Below are 24,172 nucleotides of genomic sequence, written 5' to 3'. Positions count from 1 at the left end.
GAAGATTGCCCCAGTACCGGCTCATTTGAATACTTGAACCAGCCATGACTATCGGTCGTTCAACAAGCTGTGTAAGTGCTGCCAGTGCGTTGAGTCTCTCCAGGGTCCCGGACGAGGTCCGTAGCGTTATCCGACTTGCCGGGCTGTGTTCACCCGCTATTGGCTTGATCTCTGCTTTGATGGAGGTCAATTAGGTTGTAAACGGTTACCGCCAGCTACCTAGAAGGTCACCATGAATTACCGGACGGCCGAACATCCTCGGCCGCAGCAGTTTATCCTCCACCTCAGCGACACTCACCTGCTCGGCGGGCCCGGGCCACTGTACGGGGCGGTGGATAGCGAAGCCCGGTTACGTCAGATCTTCTCCGAACTCGAGGCCTCTGGCGCCCGACCCGAGGCGTTGGTCTTCACCGGGGACCTGGCCGACAAGGGTGAAGCCAATGCCTACGCGAAGCTCCGCGCCATTGTTGAACCGGCTGCGGCCAAACTTGGCGCGGAGGTAATCTGGGCCATGGGCAACCATGATGATCGGGCCAACTTCAGGGTCGGTCTGCTCGACCAGGCACCAGACACAGCGCCAATCGACCGTAGCTACCTCATCAACGGGTTGCGCATCATCACCCTGGACTCGACGGTCCCCGGCCACCACCACGGCGAATTCAGCCACGAGCAGCTGGTGTGGCTCGCCAACGAGCTTTTGACCCCGGCGCCCAACGGCACCCTGCTCGCCCTGCACCACCCTCCGATTCCGTGTGTACAGGACCTATCGGTCCTGGTGGAACTCCGTGGCCAACGCCAGCTGGCCGACGTCGTCCGCGGCACCGATGTGCGCGGCATCCTGGCCGGGCATCTGCACTACTCGACCACCGCCACCTTTGCCGGGGTGCCGGTGTCGGTGGCCTCGGCCACCTGCTACACCCAGGATCTGGGGTACGACGGCGGCGGCACCCGCGGGCAGGACGGCGCCCAGGCCTACAACCTGGTGCACGTGTACGACGACACGATCGTCCACTCGGTGGTCCCGATCGGTGCCTACCGGCCCGTCGGGGAAACCGTGCCTCTCGTGGAAACACGCCGCCGGCTCGACGCCGCCGGGGTACGCATCGCCGCCGCGACACCTCAGCGCCAGCTCACCGGGGCCTAGGCACCGGCTCGCTGGCGGACGGTCGGGTATCGCCTGAACCCTTCTCAGCTCGATCCCCACCTCGCTCCGGCCCTACACCTCGCGGTACCTACTTTTCCCAGGGCGCCTTGAGGGGGAAATACTTCTCCAGGAAGTCGGTGACCAGGTGTGCTCGCTCCTCCGCGGGAACCTCGGGGAAGCTCCCGTCATTGAGGCAGAAGAAGTCCGTATGCCGTTTATCCAGCAGTTTGTTCAGGCTGCGCAGCCCCGACCGCATGGTGGTGTCAATGTAGGCCACCTTGGCGGATTCCTGGGTGACGGCCCGGCCGGTCAGCAACGCGTAGTAGTGGTACAGCGAGTTGGTGACCGAAATGTTGTCCTTGGCACGGAACCGTGAGGCTGCGGTCGCGGAGAACTCGGCTGCGAACACCTCTTCCATTTCCAGCAGGACGCTGCGGCGCAAGGGTGCAGCCGTATGCTCAAGGTGTCGGGTGGTGATCCGGCCGAACCGGTCGTGCAGTAGCCTCCGGTTGACCCGCGCGGCGTTTTCGAAGCCGCTCCGTTCGGCGTCGTTGTCCCCCAACCCAATGCGGGTGTCAGCCTGGATGAACTTGGTAATCCCGCCGGGGGAGAAGAACATCTCGGGAGATACCGGACGGCCGAAGAACATGTCGTCGTTCGAATAGAGGAAGTGCTCCGACAAACCCGGAATGTGCTGCAGCTGGCTCTCGACCGCCTGCGAGTTGTGGGTGGGGAGCACCGACGTGTCCCTGAAGTGTTCCTCCGAGCGGACCAGCGTGACCGAGGGGTGATCGGCGAGCCACTCGGGGCACTCCGAATCGGTGGCGATGAAGATCCGCCGAACCCACGGCGCGAACATGTAGACCGATCGCAGGGCATATTTGAGTTCATTGATCTGGCGGAACCTGGCCTCATGGTCGTCGCCTTCGCCCACCACTGCGTCCTTCATCCGGGCCGCCCTGGCTGCCTGGTATTCGGGCGAACTACCGTCCACCCAGGAGAAGACCAGATCGATTTCGAAGTCGATATCCGTCGCATGGTCCGCGAACATGTTGTCGATGGTGGGCCACATCAGGCCGTGTCGCTCGACTGAGCCGCGGACCACCTCGGAGGAGGGGAGGGTCCGGCGGGTCAATGAATTCTCGACCGGCAGTTCGATGGTGTCGCCGTCGAGCTTCCAGAGTTCAATCTGCACACCGGCCGAGGGGCCGAAGGACAGGCCGCCGATCGGTTCAATCCGAGGGCGGAACAGCCGGAAGATCCGCGCTTTGCCGCTGTGGGAGAGGGAGCCATCGGTGACCAGCAGGGTGGTCCGGCGCTTCGTGTCGACGGTGCGCGAGTAGAACGGCTCGTTCTTGCAGGCGGTGACCAGGGCCTCCCGGAGGCGTTCACGGAACTTGAGATCGATGGCGATGACCGGGCGCTCGTCATTTCCGCGCACCAACAGGTACTCGATGTCGGCGTCCTCAAGCGCGGCGCGGATGAACAACAGATCCTCGACCATGGCCTGGTGCGGCGTGGTGTTCTGGTTGATCAGCGTGAACCGGCGCTTGACGGTGGTGATGTCGGTGCGGTCGTTGAATCGTGCGACGGCGTCGCGCGACGCGGACTCAAGGACTTCGGCCTCATTGACCGGCTCCGGCGCGCCGAAGTAGATATCGTGTTGGGCGGCAGTGTCCGTAATGTGAGCCTCCAGAGGGTTGTCAGGTGTCTTAGCTCCATGATAAAGCCTGCCCACGACCGGGCAGACTTGTCTGGCTGGACCTCTAGTAGGTGGAGTACAGTTCCCCGACACGCAGCTCGGTGTCCACCCGGTTGTCGATACCCGGCAGCGGGCAGGCCCACGCCTCGTCATAGGCGCACGACGGGTTGTAGGCGAAGTTCAGGTCGATGATCAGCCGTTCGCCGACAACGCCAAGGTGTGCACCCTTCACCGTGTCCAGCACGTAGCGGCCACCGCCGTAGGTCCCGCCGGCCGTGCCAGCAGACCCGTCGCGCAACGGCAGGAACAGCCCGCCGCCGTACGACGCGAGCCGCCATAGCGCCAGGCGTCCGACGCCGTCGAGCCCCACCGTGCCCAGCCGATGGAAGGTCACCGTACCGTCCGTGCCGGTGGGGACGTCCATTTCCTCGCCCACGCCGTCGTCGTCGATCACTGCCTCGAACCGGTACTCCGGCTGGTACGGGGCCACCGCGAGACCGTCGAAGGCGGCCACAGCCGTCGCGTCGAGCGGGGAGGCGGGATGGCTGGCGAACAGCTTGTCCCGGCCCGCGCGCCACAGGTCATGCGCGGACGACGGCGAACCGGCCTGCGCGCTCTCGCGCACCTGCCCGTAGAGCTCGAATACCTGCTGACGCCAGTCAGCAATGTGCAGGGCCGTAGTAGCTGTAGGCATTTCACCAGCCTAGCGGTCGACGTCGGGCGGCCGTCATGGAAACTCCAAATACAGTTGCCCAGGCGTACTGTGTCATCTGTGGCAACCGGTATCTTCTTCATCGTTCTGTTCTCCATCCTGCTCGGAGCAATTGCCCAGCGGATCGCCGGCCTGGGTTTCGCCCTGCTCATCGCGCCGTTCCTGGTGATCATCCTGGGCCCGCATGAGGGAGTGGTGCTGGTCAATATTTGCGGGGTGGTGTCCTCTGCCCTGATTGTCGGCAGGGTCTGGAAGGACATCGACTGGAGCATGTTCCGGTGGATGGTCATCCCCTCCGTTTTCGGCTCGATTCCCGGTTCGATTGCCGCGGTGATGCTCCCATCGGCACCGCTGTCGGTGACGGTTGGCGGCGTTGTCCTGGTGGCGCTGTCGGTGTCGCTGGTGTTGCAGCGCTCGTCGGTGGTGGTGCGCGGCAATGCGCCGAAGGCAGTTGCGGGGTTCACCGCCGGCCTCACCAATGCAATGGCTGGTGTGGGCGGTCCCGCCGTCAGCGCCTACGCCCTGCTGTCCCGTTGGCCGCAACGCCCTTTCGCGGCAACTCTGCAGCCGTTTTTCGTGGTGATCGGGCTCATCACCCTCGCGGTCAAGCTCAGTCTCGACCCCACCGATGCCCCCGCGCTGCAATGGTGGATGTGGTCGGCGATCGGCGTTGTGATCGTCGTCGGAATCTTCGCCGGTGAGAAGCTCTCCCGGTTCATCAAGGACGACCATGCCCGGTTATTTGTGATTGTGATCGCTTTCTTCGGCGCCACGGCTGCGCTGGTCAAGGGATTGCTGGATCTCCTGCTCTAGGGCGCGGACCTGGTGCGGCTGAACCGGGGCGTGGCACCGAGTCGCTGAACCTCCGAGGCAGCTGCCGGTGGCACCATTGAAGAGATGAAACTTCCTCTCCGTGTGCCCGGTCGGCGTGCCCTGCCCATGCCCCTGTGGCTGCAGGGTGTGTTCGAGCTGGCCCAGGCAGCAGTGATTTCCGCTCTGTTGATCCTGGTTCCCCTGGCCGCCGTATGGCTGGCGGGTGGATTCGCCGATCGGACGCCTACCGGAATGCTGCAGTTGGGCGGCCAGGCGTGGCTTCTCATCCACGGAGTGCCTCTCGAAGTGACTTTCGCACCGGCCAATCCGGACGGCGTGGGAACCACCGGGATCCTCTCCATCGTGCCGTTGGGCCTGACCCTGATCCCGTTCCTGCTTGCCTGGCGGGCCGGTCGGCGTCTGGCGCGGGCCTCCTACTCCGATCAGCTGTGGCAGGCGCTCCTGGGTGCCCTCGGGATTTACGCGCTGGTGGGGGGTGGCGTTGCCTACCTCTGCGCTACGGCTGAAGCGACTGTCCCGCTTGCTGCGGGCGCCCTGATTCCCCTGTTGTCGGCCGGGCTGGGGCTGGTGATTGGCGCGTACCGCGAGGCGGGCGCGTGGAGCCGCCTGATCGGCGTCGACCGCGCCGCCTGGCTGGCGAAAACCAGCCAGAGCTCCCGGTGGGCCGGATCCTACGCCTGGGCCTGCCTGAGGTCCGGATTCCTTGCGCTGGTGGTATCCCTGGGGTTATCGGCGTTACTGCTGGCCGTCACCCTCGGGCTGCGCTGGGCAGAAATGGCGACCGTCTATCAGCGCCTCGATGCAGGGATTGTCGGCGGGAGCGCCCTGACTCTGGCCCAGCTCGGCTTCCTGCCCAACCTGGTGGTGTGGACCCTTTCCTGGGCTTCCGGTGCAGGGTTTGCGCTGGGGTCCGGCAGCGCCATTTCTCCGCTGACGACCAGCGCCGGACCGCTGCCAGCCATCCCGGTCCTCGGCGCTGTGCCGCCCGGCACCCTCGAATACGGGCTGGCGGCTCTCGCCATCCCGGTTCTGGCGGGGCTGCTGGCCGGCTGGTGGTTCTTCCGGGAAGGCGAGAACCACCTCGACGAGTGGCTGGAAATCAAGGTGGCAAGGCGGTGGTTTACGGCAAGTCTGTCGACCCTGGCGGCCGCCGCCCTGATTGGACTGACCGCCGGTGTTGCAGCCGGGGTGGTCGCATGGGTGTCTCATGCGTCGCTAGGCCTCGGCCGGCTAGTGGATTTGGGCCCCAACCCGCTGTGGGTGGGCCTGTTGATTGCCGGGGAGGTGGCTGTCGGCGTCGTCATCGGTTACGCGGCGGGGCCGTTGCTGGAGCGTGAAAAGCGCGCCTAGCCGGTGTCACTTCCCCCAAAAGAGTGGCTGCCCCGCAACTACGTCACAAAAGAGTGGCTGCCCCGCAACTACGTCACAAAAGAGTGGCTGCCCCGCAACTACGTCACAAAAGAGTGGCTGCCCCGCAACTAAGTGGTGGCGCAACCACGCGGATGCGGTGCTGCCACTTTTCTGCGGCCGGCGGTGCCCCGGCGGTGCCCAGGCGAGGGCGGTGCCCCGGCGTGGCCCGGCGAGGCAAGGCCCCGGCGAGGCAAGGCCCCGGCGAGGCAAGGCCCCGGCCCGCCGTTCCCCGGCGAGGGCGGTGCCGCCTAGTGGGACCCGCAAGGACCGGTCAGGAGTCGGGGAGGAGGCCACCCAGGTTGCTGAGCTCGTCCTGGCACGCGCTTTGTGCCGAGTGGGTCAGGGCGGTGCTCATGCATTCCTCGTACTCGGCGGTGACCGGCCAGAAGGCAACCTGGGCGCCGGTCCCGAGGACCAGGAACGTCGTCGCCGCCAATCCGATCACCGTGGTGACGCGGAGCGTCCCGGGAAGTTTGTCCCGCACCGCCCGCACCAGGGCGAAGATCCCGAGCACCAGGGCCGCCAGCCCGAAGACCAGCCCGAAGACCTTCCACGGCAGGGGGAGGGTCGCGGTGAGGACCGCGCCCAGCATCGCCAGCAGAAACCATCTGAAGTAGCTTCTCGTCCGGGCCAGCTCTTTTTCCTCGGGTGACCCAGCAGCGGGCGGAGCTGGCTTGGCGGGGCGGGGGCTGTCGGTCATGGTTTAACCCTAGGGTAGAGCGCAGCCTATGGTTGACCCATGCGCATCGTAGTCCTGGTTTCCGGTACCGGATCCAACCTTCAGGCGGTCATCGATGCCGTCAGCACCGGCTCCCTCGACCTCACCATCGCGGCCGTCGGCGCCGACCGGCACGGCACCTACGGGGTGGAGCGGTCAACAGCAGCGGGCATCGACGGGTTCGTGGTGGACTTCAAGTCCTTCGACCAGCGTGCCGACTGGAACGCGGCCCTGACCGAGAAGGTCGCCTCCTACTCCCCGGACTACGTGGTGTCCTCGGGATTCATGCGGATCGTCGACCAGGGTTTCCTCGATGCGTTCCCCAACCGCTACCTCAACACCCACCCGGCCCTGCTGCCGAGCTTCCCCGGCGCCCACGGTGTCCGGGACGCGTTGGGCTACGGGGTGAAGGTGACCGGCTGTACGGTGATGATCGCCGACGCCGGCGTCGACACCGGCCCGATCCTCGCGCAGGCCGCCGTCGAGGTGCTCGACGACGACACCGAGGACACCCTCCACGAACGCATCAAGGTGAAGGAGCGGGCGCTTCTCATTGAGACCCTCCGTCAGCTCGCGCTGGACGATCGCTGAGATGGCCATCGTCGACAACGCTGTCTACCTGGAGGGTAAACGGCAAACAGACCCGGTGTCGCTGGCTGAAACCTTCGAGTTCATGCGATCCCTCGGCGGAATGGCGTGGATCGGTCTGTACCGGCCCGACGACGACGAGCTCGCCGCCGTCGCCGACGAATTTTCCCTCCACCACCTTGCGGTCGAAGACGCGATGGAGGGTCATCAGCGGTCCAAGCTGGAACGCTACGGATCCACCTTGTTTGTGGTGCTGCGCCCGGCCCGCTACCTCGACGCCGAGGAGAAGGTCGAATTCGGCGAGCTTCATGTATTTGTCGGTGCCGACTTTGTGGTGACCGTGCGGCACGCCGAGTCGCCGGATCTGGGCCGGGTCCGGCGGCGGCTGGAGGAGACACCCGAGCTGCTGAAAATGGGGCCGTCAGCCGTGCTGTACGCGATCCTGGACGAGGTCGTCGACGAGTATGAGCCCGTGGTGAACGGACTTGAGAACGACATCGACGAAATTGAGAACGAACTCTTCGGCGGTGAGCCTGGTGTCTCCCGTCGCATCTACGACCTGCACCGCGAGGTGATCGAGTTTCAGCGTGCCACCCAACCACTGCAGTTCATGGTGGAGAACCTGGAGCGCGGATCAGAGAAATATCATCTGGACCCGGAGATCAGCCGCCGGCTGGGCGACGTCCTTGACCATGTGATCCGGCTGGTCGAACAGGTCAACACGTTCCGTACCCTGCTGCAGAATGCCCTCACCGTTCACTCGACACTGGTGGCGCAACGTCAGAATGAGGAAATGACCCGGTTGACGGAGACGTCCCTGAGGCAGAACGAGGAAGTCAAGCGGATCTCCTCCTGGGCTGCGATCCTCTTCGCGCCCACCCTGGTCGCCGCGATTTACGGAATGAACTTCGATTTCATTCCCGAACTGCAGTGGGCGTTCGGCTACCCGTTTGCCCTGGTGCTCATGGTCGCCACCGGCGTGGCGCTGTATCTGGCGTTTAAGCGGAATCGCTGGTTGTAGCGCCTGCCGGCTTCACCTTGTTGAGTGCAACGCCGCGGGTTTCCGGGGCGTTGCGTGCCATCCACAGCACCGCCAGCAGCACGAGCAGGCCGGTCGCCGCGAAGGTAAGCGGCAGCCCGAGGACCGGCCAGAGCAGCGAGCCGAAGATTAGTGGCACCAGGCCGGCTCCTACCCGGGACACGGTGGACGCCCAGCCGAACCCTGAGGCGCGCAGCTCGGTGGGGTACAGCTCCGACACATAGGTGTAGAGCACCGGGATGGCGACCTGGATCAGGAACCCGAACAGCAGCAGCCAGGCGGTGGCGACGGCGGGGAGTTCGACGGTGAGCGCGAAAATCACCAGCGCGACGGCGGACAGCGGACCTGACACGGCGAGGATCCACTTCCGTCCGACCCGTTCCACCAGCAACGCAGCGGCGACGACGCCGAAGAACCCCACCGCTGTCATTCCGGCGGTGGTGAGGAAAGCAACCGACTGTTCGTAGCCCGCCTGCACCAGAATCTGTGGCATCCAGGTCAGTGCCCCGTAATAGACCAGAAGGATGCTCAGGAACAGTCCCCAGGCGGCGAGGGTGATTCGCCAGTCGAATCGCCACAGGGCGGTGAGCTGGCCGGAGACCGAACCGATGGACAGCTTCGGTGTTTCTGCGGGGGAGGGTAGCCGCCAGGGGGTTGGAGTGGCGCCGGTGCGTTCCACCAGGTCGTTGATCACCGCTTCAGCCTCAGCCTGGCGGCCCTTCTGGACCAGGAAGAGCGGGGACTCGGGTACCGACCGGCGCACCCAGAACACCAGCAGGGCAGGCAGCACCATCACGAGCATCAGGTACCGCCAATCACCGAAGGCAGTCATCAGGAGCGCTGAGACCACCCCGCACAGTGCGGCCCCGATGGGCCACCAGGCATCCATGGCGGTCAGTACCCGACCGCGGTGTTTACGGGGGGTGAACTCGCCGACGAGAGCGTAGTCCACCGGGATGCAGCCGCCTAACCCGACCCCGGCCATGAACCTGAACACACAAAACCAGATGAAGTCGGGGGAGAACGCGCCCAGGACGGTGAAGATGGAGAAGATCAGCAGGGTGAGAGTGAACGCGCGTTTCCGGCCGATGATGTCCGCAATGGACCCCCAGGCGAACGCGCCGATGGCCATGCCGATGAGGTTGGAGGTGGCCACCCAGGCGGCTTCGCCGGGCGCCAGGTCCCAGTGGTCCGACAGCAACGGGATGAGGTACCCGTTCAGGGTGACATCCCACGCGTCGAACATGAAGCCGAGGCCGCCGATGAGGAAAATCTTCCCCTGTACTCTCCAGCGCCACGGCAGTTCCTGCACCACCTGGTCTCCGGTGGGTAGTTCAGTTTCGGTGCTCACGGGGAAACTGTACCGTCGGAGCCTCCCTTCACCAGAAACCCCCCTGCGTCGAGTCAACACATAGGACAGATTTTCCGAGAAATTCCGGCTATTTGTGCCGACTCGCAGGGAGAGGCGGCCCGCAGCGCCCCGTGACTTAGAATGAAGTCGATCCCACCCGCAGCAAAAATCCTGGAGCCACCGCGTGACTTTGAACCATCTTGACCAAGTTCCCATCCGCCGGGCCCTGATCTCGGTGTACGACAAGACGGGGCTGGAGGAACTGGCCACGGGCCTGCACCGCGCCGGCGTCAGTATCGTCTCCACCGGGTCCACTGCGAAGCGCATTGCCGCGGCTGGCGTCCCCGTCACGGAAGTTTCTGAGCTCACCGGTTTCCAGGAATGCCTCGACGGCAGGGTCAAGACACTCCACCCCCGTGTACATGCGGGAATCCTCGCCGACCGGCGCCGCGATGACCACGTCGAGCAGCTCCGCGAGCTTGAGGTGGAACCTTTCGACCTGGTGGTCGTGAACTTGTACCCCTTCGTCGACACGGTGAGGTCCGGCGCGGCCGAGGACGACGTCGTCGAGCAGATCGACATTGGCGGCCCAGCAATGGTCCGCTCCGCCGCAAAAAATCACCCATCGGTGGCGATCGTCGTGGATCCGGCACGGTACGGCGACGTGGTGGCTGCCGCCGACGCCGGCGGGTTCGACCTCAGCGCACGACGCCGGTTGGCTGCGCTCGCGTTCTCGCACACCGCCGCCTATGACAACGCGGTAGCGGCGTGGACGGCGGCCCAGTTCGGTGACGGAACCGACGACGGCGACACCTGGCCCGCGTACGCGGGCCTGGCCCTGGAAAGGTCGGAGGTCCTCCGGTACGGCGAAAATCCGCACCAGGACGCCGCCCTGTATGTGGAGAAGGGCGCCACTCCGGGCATCGCCCAGGCCGACCAGCTGCACGGCAAGGCCATGAGCTACAACAACTACGTCGACGCCGACGCCGCCCTGCGTGCCGCATTCGACTTTGACCAGCCAGCTGTCGCCATCATCAAGCACGCCAACCCTTGTGGTGTGGCGGTCGGTGCGGTGGACGCGGCCGACCCCATCGCGGACGCGTACTCCAAGGCACACGCGTGCGACCCGGTATCGGCGTTCGGCGGGGTCATTGCCGCGAACCGGACGGTCACGGCAGCCATGGCCGCCGCGGTGAAGGACGTCTTCACCGAAGTGGTGATCGCCCCCGACTTCGAGCCCGAAGCGGTGACCATTCTCTCTGCCAAGAAAAACATCCGCCTGCTGACCCTGCCGGAAGGCTACCGGCGTGATCCGGCCGAGCTCAGGCAGGTCTCAGGAGGAGTGCTGGTGCAGTTGACCGACACGGTCAAGGCCGACGGCGATGCCCCCAACACGTGGACCCTCGCCGCCGGGCCGGCAGCCGACGAACGCACCCTCGCCGACCTCGCCTTCGCCTGGACCGCGTGCCGTGCCGCCAAGTCCAATGCCATCCTCCTCGCCGACGGCGGGGCAGCCGTGGGAGTGGGCATGGGGCAGGTGAATCGGGTTGATTCCTGCAAGCTCGCGGTCGAGCGGGCCAACACCCTGGCCGGTGACGGCGTCGACCGGGCCCGTGGCGCCGTAGCGGCGTCGGACGCGTTCTTCCCCTTCGCCGATGGCCTCCAAATCCTGCTCGACGCCGGGGTCCGCGCGGTAGTGCAGCCGGGCGGATCAGTACGGGACCAGGAAGTAGTGGACGCAGCAACCGCCGCGGGGATTACCATGTACTTCACGGGCACCAGGCACTTCTTCCACTAGCCGGCCCCACAGAGACAGGGCAAGGCGCATGGAGGTCGGATCGATTCTTACCCTCGCGGCGGGGATGGCACTGGCTGGGTCGGCCTTCGCCCCTGCAATCGCCCCGGGAACCCGGATGATCTCGGCCTTCCTCGGTCTTGCGTTATCGCTGCTCGCCGTCGTCACGCTGTTCTTCGGAGCCTCCCCGGGGCTGTTCCTGTGGGTCATTGCCGGCCTGTTTGCGGTCAGGAACTTCCGGGCAGCCGACCGGCACCGGAAGAAGGTGGACGCTGGCGTGGACCCGGCACGCCACCCCAACCTGAAGGACCTGCGCCAGGCCCAGTTACCGGCCTGGGCGCCGAAGGTGCCCGGGCTGAGCGGCCCCGGCACCGCCGGGGTGACCCGGCAGGGGACGATGGGGGCACGTCAGCCGACCATCAGGCGGGGCCAGGCGGCTTCGTACCCCACTGCCGGGCAGGCACCCGGCCACAATTCGGCGCCCGACACCCGCGGACTGCGGCCCGCCCCGGCCACCGACCGGTGGGGTAAACCCATTCCGCCCGGGTCCATGATGGACCGTTGGGGAAACATTGCGCCCACCGAAGGGCACCTTCCCGGTGAGCCCATTTAGGGCACCAATAGTGGCCTGTGGCATAGTTGAGCAGGATAAAACCAGTACAAATCACGGGCCGTGCTGCGTCCATCACAACGGCTGCCGGCCCACCACCACAAGGAGACCGTGTGGCTGACGCGCCTGCAACAAAAATCAAGGTACAGGGTTCGGTTGTCGAACTCGACGGCGACGAGATGACCCGGATTATCTGGCAGTTCATCAAGGACCGCCTGATCAACCCCTACCTGGATATCGACCTCAAGTACTACGACCTCTCCATCCAGAACCGCGACGCGACCGATGACCAGGTCACCATTGACGCCGCAAACGCCATCAAAGAGCACGGCGTCGGCGTCAAATGTGCCACCATCACCCCTGATGAGGCCCGCGTCGAAGAATTCGGCCTGAAGAAGATGTGGGTTTCGCCCAACGGCACCATCCGCAACATTCTCGGCGGCGTCGTCTTCCGCGAACCCATCATCATCTCCAACATCCCGCGCCTGGTGCCGGGCTGGAACAAGCCCATCATCATCGGCCGCCACGCGCACGGTGACCAGTACAAGTCCACCAACTTCAAGGTGCCGGGCCCCGGCAAGGTCACCATGATGTTCGAGCCCGCTGACGGCTCCGAGCCAATGAAGTTCGACGTCGTCACCATGCCTGAAGAGGGCGGCGTGGCGATGGGCATGTACAACTTCAACGAGTCCATCCGCGACTTCGCCCGGGCGTCCTTCGCCTACGGCCTGCAGCGCCAGTACCCCGTGTACCTGTCGACGAAGAACACCATCCTCAAGGCCTATGACGGCCAGTTCAAGGATCTCTTCCAGGAAGTCTTCGACGCCGAGTTCAAGGACCAGTTCGAAGCGGCTGGCCTGACCTACGAGCACCGCCTGATTGACGACATGGTGGCTTCCGCCATGAAGTGGGAAGGCGGCTATGTCTGGGCCTGCAAGAACTACGACGGCGACGTCCAGTCCGACACCGTCGCCCAGGGCTTCGGCTCGCTGGGTCTGATGACCTCGGTGCTCATGACCCCAGACGGCAAGACCGTCGAGGCTGAAGCCGCCCACGGCACGGTGACCCGTCACTTCCGCCAGCACCAGCAGGGCAAGCCCACCTCCACCAACCCGATCGCGTCGATCTTCGCGTGGACCCGCGGGCTGATGCACCGCGGCAAGTTGGATAACACCCCGGAGGTCATCACCTTCGCTGAAACCCTCGAGGACGTGGTCATCAAGACCGTCGAGGCCGGCCACATGACCAAGGACCTCGCGGCCCTCGTCGGACCGGACCAGGCATACCAGACCACCGAGGAATTCCTTGCGACCCTCGATGACAACCTGAAAGCACGCCTGGGCTAGCACCCGCTCAGCAGACACGGAGAGACCCGGCGGAATTCCGCCGGGTCTCTCCGTGTCTGTGCCCGTGTCTGTGCCCGTGCCCGTGTCTGTGCCCGTGTCTGTGCCCGTGTCTGTGCCCGTGTCTGTGCCCGTGTCTGTGCCCGTGTCTGTGCCCGTGTCTGTGCCCGTGACTGTGCCCGGGGTGTCGGCTACGGGCCGCTACTCGCCGTCGTCGTTGGCGTAGCGCAGCCCCAGCTGGTTCCTGACCCCGTCCAGGAGCCGCATCGTGTTGAGGGTATCGGCCCAGGGCATGGTGGGTGACTCGGTCAGACCCTGCTGGATGCACCGGGTGGTTTCGCGCAGCTCGTAGACATAGCCACGACCGGCCTGCTCAAAGGTCTCTACCCGTTGCTCGCCCTGATGGGGGTGGATGGTCAGCTCCCGCGGGTTGTGCAGCACCGACCCGGTCCGCAACCAGCCTGCCGAGCCCGACACGGTAGCCTGGCCCGGGCCGGCGGAGACGAGCGACGACGTCAGCTGAGCCTGGCCGCCGCCTTCGTAGCTGAGGGTGAGCGCGTTTTGGGTGTCGATGTTGTCGTCGTTCAGGGCCCCTGTTGCGGTCACTGCGGCGGGGAACCCCAGCGCGCCGAGGGCCCAGGTCAACGGATAGACGGTGAGGTCAAGCAGCGCCCCGCCGCCAGCAGCCGGGTCCCACAGGCGGTGGGTGCGCGAGTGGTCGGAGGGGAAGCTCAGATCGGCTTGTACCCACTGGATTTCACCGAGCTCGCCGGAATGAATGATCTCCCAGGCCCGGTTGACGCTCGGGAGGAAACGGCTCCAAAGGGCTTCCATCAGGAAAAGATTGCGGGTCCGGGCCAGGTCGATCAGCTCCGCGGCTTCCCGCGCGTTGACGGTAAAGGCCTTCTCGCAAAGGACGTGCTTGCCTGATTCCAGGGCCGCCTTGGCCACCTGGTAGTGCTGGGCGTGGGGGGTCGCGATGTAGACGACGTCGACGTCGGGGTCGTTGAAGAGCCGCTGGTACCCGGTCTCGCCGTCGGCGTCGTAATAGCTCGCCACGAAACCGAACTCCTCAGCGAAGGCCCGGGCCGATTCCTGCGATCGGGAGCTGACCGCCTGCAAAACACTGTCCTCCAGCCCGGCAAGATCCTGGGTGACGTTGCCGGCGATGCGGCCGGTGGCGACGACGCCCCAGCGTAGTGGCTCGCCGGTGGCTGCGAACGGATCGGCGGCGTCGGGTGCGGCGCAGGGTGGCCGGGGGATTTGCTGGGCAGGTGTGTGGAGGTTCATCGTTCTATCTTTGCGTGGCTGAGGACAAAAAAGTAGCCCGGCCCATCCGGGCCGGGCTACTTCAATCACATCGGTTACTCGTTGACGATCTCGGAGAGCGTTGGATCGTTCTCGTAGGCTTCGGCAGCGTTTTCCATGGTGACGATCTGTGGTTCGAGCAGGTACGCGGGAACAACCTTCACGCCGTTGTCGTAGGAGTCGGGATCGTTGATCTCGAGTTCCTCGCCTGCGCCCAGCCCCTGAACCATTTCAATGGCGTGGGAGACGAGTGCGCGGGTGTCCTTGTTGATGGTGGAGTACTGCTCGCCGGCCATGATGGAGCGAACCGACTCAACCTCGGAGTCCTGCCCGGTCACGATGGGCAGTTCCTTGCCGCTGGCCTGGACCGAGGTCAGGATGGCGCGGGCCAGGGTGTCGTTGGGGGAGAGGACGCCGTGCAGTTCCTCGGAACCGTAGGTGCCGGTCAGGAGGGTATCCATGCGGGTCTGCGCGTTGCCGGCTTCCCAGCCCTGGGTGACAGCCTGGTTGAACTCGGTCTGGCCGGAGGCGACGACGACGTTGCCGGACTCGATCTCTGGCTCGAGGATGCTCATCGCACCGTCGAAGAAGACCTGAGCGTTGGCATCATCGGGTGAACCAGCGAACAGTTCAATGTTGTAGGGACCTTCGCCGCGCTCAGCCATTCCGTCGAGCAATGCCTGGCCCTGCAGCTCGCCCACCTGGAAGTTGTCGTAGGCCACGTAGTAGTCAACGTCTTCCGTGTTCGTCAGCAGACGGTCATACGCGATGACGGTGATGCCGGCTTCCTTGGCCTGGGCCAGCTGGGTTCCCAGCTGAGCGCCGTCAATGGCGCCGACAATCAGCACCTCGACGCCGTTGGTGATCATCGAGCTGATCTGGTTCTGCTGCTCGGAGACGCCACCGTTGGCGAACTGAACGTCGGGTTCATAACCGGCTTCGGTCAGGCCGTCGTTGAACAAGCCCTCAGCCAGAACCCAGTTCTCTGAAGTCTTCTGGGGCAGGGCGACGCCGATCGCTGCACCGTCCTCGAATCCTCCCTCACCCTCGGTTTCGGTCCCGGCGTCGCGACCGCAACCAGAGATGGCCAGCGCCGAAATTGCGGCGATTGCCGCTAGTGATTTTGCGTACTTACGCATTGTTGCTCCTTTAGTGGACTCAATAACTTACTGCTGAAGTGTTGGTTAGGGTCAGCGGGAGGACACGTCGTTGGAGATGACGGTCTCGGTGGCTGTCGGCACTCCGGGTTTCCCCTTGTTGCCGAAATTCTTCATGATCATGCCGGTGATGGAGGGCTTGCCCTGGCTCTTGTTGTAGACGTCGAAGGCGACGGCGACCAACAATACGAGGCCCTTGATAATCTGCGTCAGGTCGGCGCCAACGCCGAGCAGCTGCAGGCCGTTGTTCAGGACCGCCATGACGAGCCCGCCGATCACGGATCCCACCACTGTGCCCACACCACCGGTCACTGCGGCGCCACCGATAAATACTGCGGCAATGGCATCGAGTTCCCAGCCGACGCCGTCGAACGGGCCCGACGCCGTGGAGCGTCCCACGAAGATCATGCCGGCCAGCGCCGCCAGGATGGACATGTTCATCATGACGAGGAAGTCGACCCGGCGGCTACGGACGCCCGACAGCTTCGCTGCGTGGCGGTTGCCACCGACCGCGTATACGTGGCGGCCAATGATGGTCTTGGTGGAGATGAAGCCGTAGATAATGACCAGTGCGCCGAGGATCAGCCCGGGAACTGGGAACGAGGTGCCGGGGTTGCCGGTGGCGAACAGGTAGGTGGCGTACAGGATGACCGCCGAGAGCAGCGTCATTTTGACTACCGAAACCCACACCGGGGGAGCCTCGGCGCCGATCTTGGCGAAACGCTTGCGGGTGCGTACCTCGTTGTAAATCACCGCTGCGACGAGCGCGAAGCCGAGCAGCAGGGTGAGGTTGTTGTAGCCCAGATCCGGCCCTAATTCGGGCAGGTATCCGGCACCGATGAAGCGGAACTCCTGGGGGACGGGGACCGTGTTGGACTGCCCCACGAACTGGTTGGCGCCGCGGAAGAGCAGCATGCCGGCCAGCGTGACGATGAACGCCGGGATGCCGACATACGCCACCCAGAAGCCCTGCCATGCCCCGATCAGGGCACCCAGGAGCAGGCCGACGACGATACCCAGGTACCAGGGGAAGTCCCAGTCCCGCATCACCAGGGCGACGACAATGCCGGCGAACGCTGCGATCGAACCGACCGACAGGTCGATGTGGCCGGCAATGATCACCAGCACCATTCCGATCGCGAGGATCAGGATGTACGAGTTGCCGTTGAAAAGGTTCATCATATTGCCGGAGGTGAGCGTCTTGCCGCCGGTCATGATCTGGAAGAAAACGACCAGGGCGAGCAGGGCGAAGATCATCCCGAACTGCCGTGTATCGCCGCCAAAAAGTTGTTTGAGGGAGGTCATGGGGTGGGTCCTAAGAGCTAGGCAGTCTTCCTGCGGGCGGTCATAAGTTTCATCAACGATTCCTGGTCAGCTTCTCCGCGGGCTAGTTCCCCCGTGATGGCTCCCTCGAAGATTGTGTAGATACGGTCGGAGATGCCCAACAGTTCAGGCAGTTCCGAGGAGATGACGATGACGCCCTTGCCCTGGTTGGCAAGCTCCTGGATGATCCCGTAAATCTCGTACTTGGCTCCGACGTCGATGCCGCGGGTGGGTTCGTCGAGGATCAGCAGATCGGGGTCGGTGAACATCCACTTGGCGAGGACCACCTTCTGCTGGTTCCCGCCCGAAAGCTTGGCCACTCCCTCGTTGACTGATGGCGTCTTCGTCCTCAACGACTTGCGGTACTTCTCGGCGACGACAAATTCCTGGTCGTTATCTACCACCAGTCCGCGGGTGATCTTCTTCAGTGCCGCCGAAACCGTGGTGGTCTTGATGTCGTCGAGCAGGTTCAGTCCGAGTGACTTCCGGTCCTCAGTGACGTAGGCCAGCCCATGCTTGATGGCCGACGGCACCGATCTGAGGGTGACAAGCTCGCCGTCCTTGTAAATCTCACCCGAGATGAAGTTCCCGTAGGAGCGTCCGAAGATGGAGCGCGCCAGCTCAGTGCGTCCAGCGCCCATCAGGCCGGCGAACCCCACGACCTCACCCCGACGGACCTTGAAGCTTGAGTCCTTGCAGACCAGCCGGTCCGCGACGGCCGGGTGGCCGACGGTCCAGTTGCGGACCTCGAAGAAGGTTTCGCCGATCTTCGGGGTGTGGTCGGGGAAGCGCGACTCAAGGGACCGGCCAACCATGCCGCGGATGATCCGGTCCTCGTCGACGCCGTCGTTCTTCACATGCAGCGTCTCGATGGTCTTGCCGTCACGGATGATCGTGATTGAGTCAGCGATCTGTTCGATCTCGTTGAGCTTGTGGGAAATCATGATGCAGGTGATGCCCTTGGATCGCAGCCCGGCCATCAAATCGAGGAGGTGCTGCGAATCGGATTCGTTCAGGGCGGCGGTGGGCTCGTCGAGGATCAGGAGCTTCACGGATTTGCTGAGGGCCTTGGCGATCTCGACCAGCTGCTGCTTGCCAACGCCAATGTCCTTGACCGGGGTGTTCGCTTCTTCGCGAAGCCCTACCCGCGCCATGAGTTCAAGGGTCTGGGAGTTCACCGAGTCCCAGTTGATGACCCCGTTTCGGCTCGGCTCGTTGCCGAGGAAAATGTTCTCGGCGATGGAGAGCTCAGGGATGAGCGCGAGTTCCTGGTGAATGATCACGATGCCAGCTGATTCGCTGGACCGGATGTCCTTGAACTCCACTTCTTCGCCCTGAAAGATGATGCTGCCGTCATAGGTGCCGTGCGGGTACAGGCCCGAGAGGACCTTCATCAGGGTGGACTTGCCAGCACCGTTTTCCCCGCAGATCGCGTGGATCTCGCCGGCCTCGACGGTGATGGAGACCTGGTCGAGGGCCTTGACTCCCGGGAATTCTTTGGTGATGGAACGCATTTCCAGAATCTTGTGATGTTCCATACGCATCCTCCCTGGTGACGGCATTGGCTGTACCTGACCCCTAGTGGTCAGAATAGGAAGTTAACCCTGCCAAGCCGCTTGGAGTCAAGTCTTGAACACATAAGCAAATATATTGGTAGCTAAACGTTATGAAGGTGCGGTTGCGAGAGAACGACGGCGGCTCCTCCGAGGGCCTCAGTCCGGTCCCCGAGGGCAGACATCAGTACGGTGGTGGACTCGCCGACCACTGGGACCGCGTTACGGAGGAGGCCCCGCCGGATCGGCTCCAGCAGGATGTCCCCAAGACTGGTGAGTGGCCCACCAATCACCACCAGTTCAGGATTGATCAGGTTTGCTACGTTGGCGACCGCTTTGCCGAGGGCGAGGCCGGCGTCGTCAATCACTCGCAGCGCCGCCGTGTCGCCGGCCAGCACCAGGCTCAGCAGTTCGTCCACCGAGATGGGGCCGTCAGCGCGGCGGCTAAGCAGGTCGACCATGGTGCTGGTCGATGCGACCGTTTCGAGGCAGCCGCGGTTGCCGCACCGGCAGACGAGACCATGTTCAACGATGGTGCTGTGGCCGAGCTCGCCGGTGATGCCGACGTGGCCGTAGTAGACCGATCCGCCGAGGATCAATCCGGCGCCGATGCCCGAGCCGACCTTCAGGAACATCAGGTTGTCGACCGCACTGTGGGGCCCCCAGGTAACCTGGGCCAGGGCGCCGAGGTTGGCGTCATTGTCAATGAAGACGGGGAACCCGAGCCGCTCCCCGAAGGCGGCGAGGATGTTGATGCCAACCCATTCCGGCAGGATCGCACCCTGTACCACCGTGCCGGTGCGGCGGTCGATGGGGCCTGGGATGCCAACCCCGGCGCCGAGCACCGATGAGCGTGCGACGCCTGCCTTGAGGAGCAGGCGGTCGAGGAGTTGCTCGGCGGCGTCGAGCCCTTCCTCGGCGCAGTGGCCAAGGGGTAGGGCGATGGCCTCATCCTGAATTACCTGATAGTTCAGTCCGGCCAGGACAACTCGCACGTGGCGTCGGCCGATGTCGATGCCGACGGCCAGGGACCCATTGTCGTTGAGGATGACCGAGAGGGCGCGACGGCCTGAGCTGGTGGTTGGAGCTGTGGTGGCGAGGCCGGCGTCGACCATTGCCTTGACGATGTTCGAGACCGTTGCGGTGGAGAGCCCGGTCTGCCGGGCGAGTTCCGCCTGGGTCTGTGGGCCACCCACCAGGACACCGATGACACGCTGTTGGTTGCGTTGCCGAAGAGCCGACTGGGAACCCGGGCTTGGAGGATTCCCGTCGAAGTCACGCTTGGTGTTCGGGCGTCCTGCGGGCATGTACTACAGGGTGCTACATGCACCACTTGTAGTCAAGAAGTTAACGCTGCACGGTGTGATTGAGCCAACACCTGATAGGACGAGGCATTCTCCCTGACAGCCTCGAATTCGCTGTCGGTGAGTTCACGACGCACCTTCGCGGGCACTCCCGCGACGAGGGAGCGGGGTGGCACCTGCGTCCCCTCGAGGACCACTGCGCCCGCAGCGACCAGTGAGCCAGCGCCGATGACCGCCCCGTTCATCACGGTGGCGCTCATCCCGATGAGGCAGTCGTCGCCGATGGTGCAACCGTGGACCACCGCGGAGTGGCCGATACTGACCCGGTTCCCGACAGTGGTGGGGAAATCCGGGTCAGCGTGCAGCACGACGTTGTCCTGCAGGTTGGTGCCGTCGCCGACACGGATCGGCGCGGTGTCACCCCGTACTGAGACGCCATAGAAGGCGCTGGAGTCCTGACCGAGCACCACGTCGCCGATGATCGACGCCGTCGGTGCAACGAAGCAGGACTTACTGATGGTGGGGGTTTTGCCGAAGATTTCGATGATGTGGGCCATGGACCTCAGCCTAGCTGGCCGGGTCAACGGTGCCGCCAGCCTAGCTGGCCGGGTCAACGGTGCTCACCGATTCAGGCTGGGTCCCGGTGAGGACCCCGTGTCCTAGTTGAAGACGATGGTCCGGCCGCCGTCGAGCAGCACCCGGTGCTCGGCGTGCCACTGCACGGCCTGGGTGAGGGTGCGGCCTTCGACGTCGCGCCCGATCGCCACAAACTGCTGGGCCGAACGGGCATGATCCACGCGGATGACCTCCTGCTCGATGATCGGCCCTTCGTCCAGGGCGGGGGTGACATAGTGGGCCGTCGCTCCGATCAGCTTCACTCCACGGGCGTGTGCCTGGTGGTAGGGCTTGGCCCCCTTGAAGGAGGGCAGGAACGAGTGGTGGATGTTGATCGCCCGTCCCACCAGTTCCGAGCACAGCCCATCGCTGAGAATCTGCATGTAGCGCGCCAGGACCACCAGCTCGATGTTGTGCTCGGCGATGACAGCGCGCAGGGCGTCCTCGGCCACGTCCCGGGTGTCAGGGGTGACCGGGATGTGATGGAAAGGAATGCCGTAGAAGGCGGCGAGGTCGGCAAGCTCGGTGTGGTTCGAGACGATCGCCGGAATCTCGATCGGCAAGGTCCCTGAACGCTGCTGGAAGAGCAGGTCGTTGAGGCAGTGCGCCGCCTTCGACGCAAGAATCAGCGTCCGGGCGGGCGCGCCGTCGTCGTGCAGCGCCCAGGTCATGCCAAACGCTGTGGCAACCGGAGCCAAGTGAGCCTCCAAAGCCGTCCGCGGAGCTGCTGTGCTCATGGCTACCCGCATGAAGAAGGTCCCGGTGTCGGGGCTTCCGTACTGCTGTGATTCGGTGATGTTGCAGCCCGAACTCACCAACGCGCCGGCAACCGCATGCACAATGCCGGGTTGGTCAGCGCAGGAGAGCGTCAGGATAAAGGAGGTCTGGGTGGTAGCGGAGTCAGTCACAAATCAAGCGTACTTCGAATGATCGGCCTGCCGGGATACACTCGGAAGTGCCGCGACTGGCGTCAGGTGGGTCACCATCAGGAAGCGGCATGCATCGTCATCTTCGGGCAATTTCTGGAAGACTCTTTCAGGAAGGCTCCGACGACGACGGCGCGCAGTGCCGACCACGGATCGCACGCCTGGGACGTCTGGTCAAGAATTTGCTTGATGATGCTTCAGTGTGGCCGGATATCGGAGCTGCCCGGAAGACTCAGCGAGTAACCTGACCTGTAGAAACGCATCCCACCCAGGAGTTCACTGTGACAACTTCGCACCTGCCCGCCACCGGATCCGCCACCTCGGCGGTCACCAACGCGCCCCTCTCCGAGATCGACCCGGAGATCGCAGCAGTCCTGACCGACGAACTTGCCCGCCAGCGCGACACCCTCGAGATGATCGCCTCCGAGAACTTCGCCCCCCGCGCTGTCCTTCAGGCGCAGGGGTCGGTCCTGACCAATAAATACGCCGAAGGTTATCCTGGCCGCCGGTACTACGGCGGTTGTGAGCACGTCGATGTTGCGGAGACCCTCGCGATCGAGCGGGTCAAGGCCCTGTTCGGCGCCGAGTTCGCCAACGTCCAGCCGCACTCCGGCGCGCAGGCCAACGCCGCGGCGCTCGCTGCGATGATCAAGCCCGGCGACAAGATCATGGGCCTGTCCCTCGCCCACGGCGGACACCTGACCCACGGCATGAAGCTCAATTTCTCCGGCAAACTCTACGAAGTTGCTGCCTACGGTGTGGAGGAAGATACCCACCGCCTGGACATGGACAAGGTCCGCGCGCAGGCGATCGCCGAGAAGCCGCAGGTCATCATTGCGGGCTGGTCCGCGTACCCGCGGCAGCTCGACTTCGCCGCGTTCCGGTCCATTGCCGACGAGGTGGGTGCACTCCTCTGGACCGATATGGCCCACTTCGCTGGCCTCGTCGCTGCCGGCCTGCACCCCAACCCGGTGCCGTACTCCGACGTCGTCACCTCCACTGTGCACAAGACCCTCGCCGGACCCCGCTCGGGCGTCATCCTGGGGAAGCAGGAGTGGGCGAAGAAGCTCAACTCTGCGGTCTTCCCGGGCCAGCAGGGCGGGCCGTTGATGCACGTCATCGCGGCGAAGGCGACGGCGTTCAAGATCGCCGGTTCCCCCGAATTCAAGGAACGCCAGGCGCGGGTCCTTGAAGGTGCCCGCATCATTGCCGACCGGTTGACCGCCACCGATGTGAGCGAGCACGGCGTTTCGGTGCTGACTGGCGGCACCGACGTCCACCTTGTCCTGGTGGATCTGCGCGCTTCGCAGCTTGACGGCCAGCAGGCCGAGGACCTTCTGCATTCAATCGGCATCACCGTCAACCGCAACGCGGTTCCGTTTGACCCACGCCCACCGATGGTCACCTCTGGTCTGCGCATCGGCACCCCGGCGCTGGCCACCCGAGGCTTCGGTGCGGAAGAGTTCACCGAGGTCGCGGACATCATCGCGACGGCGCTGAAGCCTGGCGCGGCTGCGGATGCACTGCGCGCCCGCGTGCTGGCCCTTACCGCCGACTTCCCGCTCTACCCCGAACACGAGCAGTGGTAGAAGACCTCCCGGAGGGCGCGCTGGACTCTGCTGCGGCCGCCTCGACTGACTACGACATCCCCACCAGCGAGTGCTGCTTCACCGGCTGCTGCGACCGCGGCAAAGCATTCGTCCTTGAGCAACTGGAAGCAGGCCACATCAGATGAGCCCTACCGCACAGATCCTCGACGGCAAGAAAACCGCCGCGGCCATCCGGTCCGAGCTGACCGACCGCATCGCCACGCTTAAGGAGCGCGGTGTCACCCCCGGTCTCGGCACCGTGTTGGTGGGGGACGATCCCGGCAGTCACTCCTACGTCGCCGGAAAGCACCGCGACTGCGAACAGGTCGGCATCACCTCGGTCCGCCGGGATCTGCCCGCCGACATCTCGCAGGCGGACCTGGAAAAGGTCATCGATGAACTGAACGACGACGACGCCACCACCGGTTACATCGTCCAGTTGCCGCTGCCCAAACATCTCGATACCAACGCCATCCTCGAACGGATGGCGCCGGGGAAGGACGCCGACGGGCTGCACCCGGTCAACCTTGGCAAGCTGGTGCTGAACGTGGGCGCTCCGCTGGATTCGCCGCTGCCCTGCACCCCGCACGGCATCGTCGAACTACTCAGCCGGCACGGCATCAGCCTGAACGGGAAGAACGTTCTGGTGGTGGGTCGCGGGGTCACCGTCGGCAGGCCCCTGGGCCTGCTGCTCACCCGCCGCGACATCAACGCCACGGTCACCCTGGCCCACACCGGGACCGTTGACCTGCCCCACCTGCTGCGGCAGGCCGACGTCGTGGTCGCCGCGGCGGGCTTCCCCGGCATGATCAAGGCGGTGGACCTGAGGCCCGAGGCGATCGTGCTCGACGTTGGCGTCACCCGCGTGGAAGACCCCGAGACCGGCAAAGCGAAGCTCACGGGCGACGTCGAACCAGCGGCCGCCTCGACGGTTGCCTGGCTCTCACCCAACCCCGGCGGTGTTGGCCCGATGACCCGCGCCATGCTGCTGGCCAACGTGGTGGAAGCCGCCGAGCGGCAGGCCGGGATCGCCGTCGCACACTAAAACCAGGTACGCGCGGCGCTGACCAGGTCGGGTGGAACTTCGGACGAGTTCGGTCTGGTAGGAGCCCTTCACGGTCGCGGCCTGCAGCAGCTTTCCCGAAGCGTGG

The 24,172-nt window shown here is 64.6% G+C and carries 22 protein-coding genes; 11 read left to right on the top strand and 11 right to left on the bottom strand.

Annotation, left to right across the window (positions count from 1 at the left end; all coding sequences use genetic code 11):
• Window positions 1-232 precede the first annotated feature (232 nt).
• The gene (locus tag ACX80T_RS11180) at window positions 233-1,144 is read left to right on the top strand and encodes a phosphodiesterase (protein WP_116778238.1); all 912 of its coding nucleotides are present in this window, start codon (window positions 233-235) and stop codon (window positions 1,142-1,144) included.
• A gap of 88 nt (window positions 1,145-1,232) precedes the next feature.
• On the opposite strand, the gene ACX80T_RS11175 is transcribed toward ACX80T_RS11180, so the two are convergent.
• Window positions 1,233-2,882, bottom strand: coding sequence for a stealth family protein (locus ACX80T_RS11175; RefSeq protein ID WP_019481960.1), 1,650 nt, complete (start codon window positions 2,880-2,882; stop codon window positions 1,233-1,235).
• A 28-nt stretch (window positions 2,883-2,910) separates the two neighbouring features.
• Window positions 2,911-3,540: a DUF1684 domain-containing protein gene (locus ACX80T_RS11170; protein ID WP_116778239.1), complete on the bottom strand. Its 630-nt coding sequence runs from the start codon at window positions 3,538-3,540 to the stop codon at window positions 2,911-2,913.
• Window positions 3,541-3,618: 78 nt separating this feature from the next.
• On the opposite strand from ACX80T_RS11170, the gene ACX80T_RS11165 reads away from it, so the two are divergent.
• Window positions 3,619-4,371, top strand: a complete 753-nt coding sequence (locus ACX80T_RS11165) for a sulfite exporter TauE/SafE family protein (RefSeq protein WP_459304442.1) — start codon at window positions 3,619-3,621, stop codon at window positions 4,369-4,371.
• A gap of 84 nt (window positions 4,372-4,455) precedes the next feature.
• Window positions 4,456-5,742, top strand: a complete 1,287-nt coding sequence (locus tag ACX80T_RS11160; protein ID WP_024476630.1) for a cell division protein PerM — start codon at window positions 4,456-4,458, stop codon at window positions 5,740-5,742.
• Between the two features lie 331 nt (window positions 5,743-6,073).
• Here ACX80T_RS11160 and ACX80T_RS11155 read toward each other — a convergent pair whose 3' ends face one another.
• Window positions 6,074-6,502 (bottom strand): hypothetical protein, encoded by a 429-nt coding sequence (locus tag ACX80T_RS11155; protein ID WP_024476341.1) that lies wholly within the window; start codon window positions 6,500-6,502, stop codon window positions 6,074-6,076.
• Between the two features lie 39 nt (window positions 6,503-6,541).
• Here ACX80T_RS11155 and purN point away from each other — a divergent pair, with 39 nt between their 5' ends.
• Both purN and ACX80T_RS11145 read left to right on the top strand, forming a co-directional pair.
• Window positions 6,542-7,111, top strand: coding sequence for a phosphoribosylglycinamide formyltransferase (gene purN / locus ACX80T_RS11150; RefSeq protein WP_024476340.1), 570 nt, complete (start codon window positions 6,542-6,544; stop codon window positions 7,109-7,111).
• Window position 7,112: 1 nt separating this feature from the next.
• A complete protein-coding gene (locus ACX80T_RS11145) occupies window positions 7,113-8,129 on the top strand; it encodes a magnesium and cobalt transport protein CorA (RefSeq protein ID WP_024476339.1) in 1,017 nt (338 codons plus the stop codon).
• On the opposite strand, the gene ACX80T_RS11140 is transcribed toward ACX80T_RS11145, so the two are convergent.
• A complete protein-coding gene (locus ACX80T_RS11140; protein ID WP_019481968.1) occupies window positions 8,107-9,498 on the bottom strand; it encodes an MFS transporter in 1,392 nt (463 codons plus the stop codon). The two genes, ACX80T_RS11145 and ACX80T_RS11140, sit on opposite strands and share 23 nt — an antisense overlap.
• 184 nt (window positions 9,499-9,682) lie before the next feature.
• Here ACX80T_RS11140 and purH point away from each other — a divergent pair, with 184 nt between their 5' ends.
• The 3 genes from purH to ACX80T_RS11125 all read left to right on the top strand — a co-directional run bounded on the left by purH (window position 9,683) and on the right by ACX80T_RS11125 (window position 13,249).
• Window positions 9,683-11,296: a bifunctional phosphoribosylaminoimidazolecarboxamide formyltransferase/IMP cyclohydrolase gene (purH, locus tag ACX80T_RS11135; RefSeq protein ID WP_116778897.1), complete on the top strand. Its 1,614-nt coding sequence runs from the start codon at window positions 9,683-9,685 to the stop codon at window positions 11,294-11,296.
• Window positions 11,297-11,324: 28 nt separating this feature from the next.
• Window positions 11,325-11,906, top strand: coding sequence for a hypothetical protein (locus tag ACX80T_RS11130; protein WP_116778898.1), 582 nt, complete (start codon window positions 11,325-11,327; stop codon window positions 11,904-11,906).
• Between the two features lie 110 nt (window positions 11,907-12,016).
• A complete protein-coding gene (locus ACX80T_RS11125; protein WP_019481971.1) occupies window positions 12,017-13,249 on the top strand; it encodes an NADP-dependent isocitrate dehydrogenase in 1,233 nt (410 codons plus the stop codon).
• Window positions 13,250-13,447: 198 nt separating this feature from the next.
• Here ACX80T_RS11125 and ACX80T_RS11120 read toward each other — a convergent pair whose 3' ends face one another.
• The 7 genes from ACX80T_RS11120 to purU form a co-directional block, all read right to left on the bottom strand.
• Window positions 13,448-14,536, bottom strand: coding sequence for a Gfo/Idh/MocA family protein (locus tag ACX80T_RS11120; RefSeq protein WP_459304440.1), 1,089 nt, complete (start codon window positions 14,534-14,536; stop codon window positions 13,448-13,450).
• Window positions 14,537-14,610: 74 nt separating this feature from the next.
• Complete coding sequence (locus ACX80T_RS11115) at window positions 14,611-15,693, bottom strand: substrate-binding domain-containing protein (protein WP_024476892.1); 1,083 nt, start codon at window positions 15,691-15,693, stop codon at window positions 14,611-14,613.
• Window positions 15,694-15,744: 51 nt separating this feature from the next.
• Window positions 15,745-17,016 (bottom strand): multiple monosaccharide ABC transporter permease, encoded by a 1,272-nt coding sequence (gene mmsB, locus ACX80T_RS11110; protein ID WP_459304439.1) that lies wholly within the window; start codon window positions 17,014-17,016, stop codon window positions 15,745-15,747.
• Between the two features lie 17 nt (window positions 17,017-17,033).
• A complete protein-coding gene (gene mmsA / locus ACX80T_RS11105; RefSeq protein ID WP_207771341.1) occupies window positions 17,034-18,572 on the bottom strand; it encodes a multiple monosaccharide ABC transporter ATP-binding protein in 1,539 nt (512 codons plus the stop codon).
• Between the two features lie 119 nt (window positions 18,573-18,691).
• The gene (locus ACX80T_RS11100; protein ID WP_019481976.1) at window positions 18,692-19,894 is read right to left on the bottom strand and encodes an ROK family transcriptional regulator; all 1,203 of its coding nucleotides are present in this window, start codon (window positions 19,892-19,894) and stop codon (window positions 18,692-18,694) included.
• Between the two features lie 32 nt (window positions 19,895-19,926).
• Window positions 19,927-20,448, bottom strand: coding sequence for a gamma carbonic anhydrase family protein (locus ACX80T_RS11095; RefSeq protein WP_459304438.1), 522 nt, complete (start codon window positions 20,446-20,448; stop codon window positions 19,927-19,929).
• Window positions 20,449-20,550: 102 nt separating this feature from the next.
• Window positions 20,551-21,414: a formyltetrahydrofolate deformylase gene (purU, locus tag ACX80T_RS11090; RefSeq protein WP_459304437.1), complete on the bottom strand. Its 864-nt coding sequence runs from the start codon at window positions 21,412-21,414 to the stop codon at window positions 20,551-20,553.
• A 314-nt stretch (window positions 21,415-21,728) separates the two neighbouring features.
• On the opposite strand from purU, the gene glyA reads away from it, so the two are divergent.
• Genes glyA through ACX80T_RS11075 form a run of 3 tightly spaced genes read left to right on the top strand, consistent with a single transcriptional unit; the run spans window position 21,729 to window position 24,066 of the window.
• Entirely contained in the window at window positions 21,729-23,021 is a 1,293-nt protein-coding gene (gene glyA / locus ACX80T_RS11085) for a serine hydroxymethyltransferase (RefSeq protein ID WP_459304473.1), read from the top strand.
• Window positions 23,015-23,167 carry a hypothetical protein gene (locus ACX80T_RS11080; protein ID WP_019481981.1) on the top strand — a complete coding sequence of 51 codons (153 nt, stop codon included), beginning with the start codon at window positions 23,015-23,017 and terminating at the stop codon, window positions 23,165-23,167. The genes glyA and ACX80T_RS11080 overlap by 7 nt, the downstream gene beginning before the upstream one ends.
• Entirely contained in the window at window positions 23,164-24,066 is a 903-nt protein-coding gene (locus ACX80T_RS11075; protein ID WP_459304436.1) for a bifunctional methylenetetrahydrofolate dehydrogenase/methenyltetrahydrofolate cyclohydrolase, read from the top strand. The genes ACX80T_RS11080 and ACX80T_RS11075 overlap by 4 nt, the downstream gene beginning before the upstream one ends.
• The last annotated feature ends 106 nt before the right edge of the window (window positions 24,067-24,172 follow it).

This window comes from Arthrobacter sp. Sr33 (assembly GCF_054511195.1).
The sequence above is the reverse complement of the archived record's forward strand: the minus strand, read 5'-3'. Positions and strand labels throughout refer to the sequence as shown.

Excerpts from the sequence above, each read along its gene's own strand:
- ACX80T_RS11155 (WP_024476341.1), bottom strand. The coding sequence starts at position 6,502 with ATGACCGACAGCCCCCGCCCCGCCAAGCCAGCTCCGCCCGCTGCTGGG.
- ACX80T_RS11095 (WP_459304438.1), bottom strand. The coding sequence starts at position 20,448 with ATGGCCCACATCATCGAAATCTTCGGCAAAACCCCCACCATCAGTAAG.
- mmsA (WP_207771341.1), bottom strand. The coding sequence starts at position 18,572 with ATGGAACATCACAAGATTCTGGAAATGCGTTCCATCACCAAAGAATTC.
- mmsB (WP_459304439.1), bottom strand. The coding sequence starts at position 17,016 with ATGACCTCCCTCAAACAACTTTTTGGCGGCGATACACGGCAGTTCGGG.
- ACX80T_RS11075 (WP_459304436.1), top strand. The coding sequence starts at position 23,164 with ATGAGCCCTACCGCACAGATCCTCGACGGCAAGAAAACCGCCGCGGCC.
- purN (WP_024476340.1), top strand. The coding sequence starts at position 6,542 with ATGCGCATCGTAGTCCTGGTTTCCGGTACCGGATCCAACCTTCAGGCG.
- ACX80T_RS11145 (WP_024476339.1), top strand. The coding sequence starts at position 7,113 with ATGGCCATCGTCGACAACGCTGTCTACCTGGAGGGTAAACGGCAAACA.
- ACX80T_RS11130 (WP_116778898.1), top strand. The coding sequence starts at position 11,325 with ATGGAGGTCGGATCGATTCTTACCCTCGCGGCGGGGATGGCACTGGCT.
- ACX80T_RS11180 (WP_116778238.1), top strand. The coding sequence starts at position 233 with ATGAATTACCGGACGGCCGAACATCCTCGGCCGCAGCAGTTTATCCTC.
- ACX80T_RS11170 (WP_116778239.1), bottom strand. The coding sequence starts at position 3,540 with ATGCCTACAGCTACTACGGCCCTGCACATTGCTGACTGGCGTCAGCAG.
- ACX80T_RS11120 (WP_459304440.1), bottom strand. The coding sequence starts at position 14,536 with ATGAACCTCCACACACCTGCCCAGCAAATCCCCCGGCCACCCTGCGCC.
- ACX80T_RS11160 (WP_024476630.1), top strand. The coding sequence starts at position 4,456 with ATGAAACTTCCTCTCCGTGTGCCCGGTCGGCGTGCCCTGCCCATGCCC.
- ACX80T_RS11100 (WP_019481976.1), bottom strand. The coding sequence starts at position 19,894 with ATGCCCGCAGGACGCCCGAACACCAAGCGTGACTTCGACGGGAATCCT.
- ACX80T_RS11115 (WP_024476892.1), bottom strand. The coding sequence starts at position 15,693 with ATGCGTAAGTACGCAAAATCACTAGCGGCAATCGCCGCAATTTCGGCG.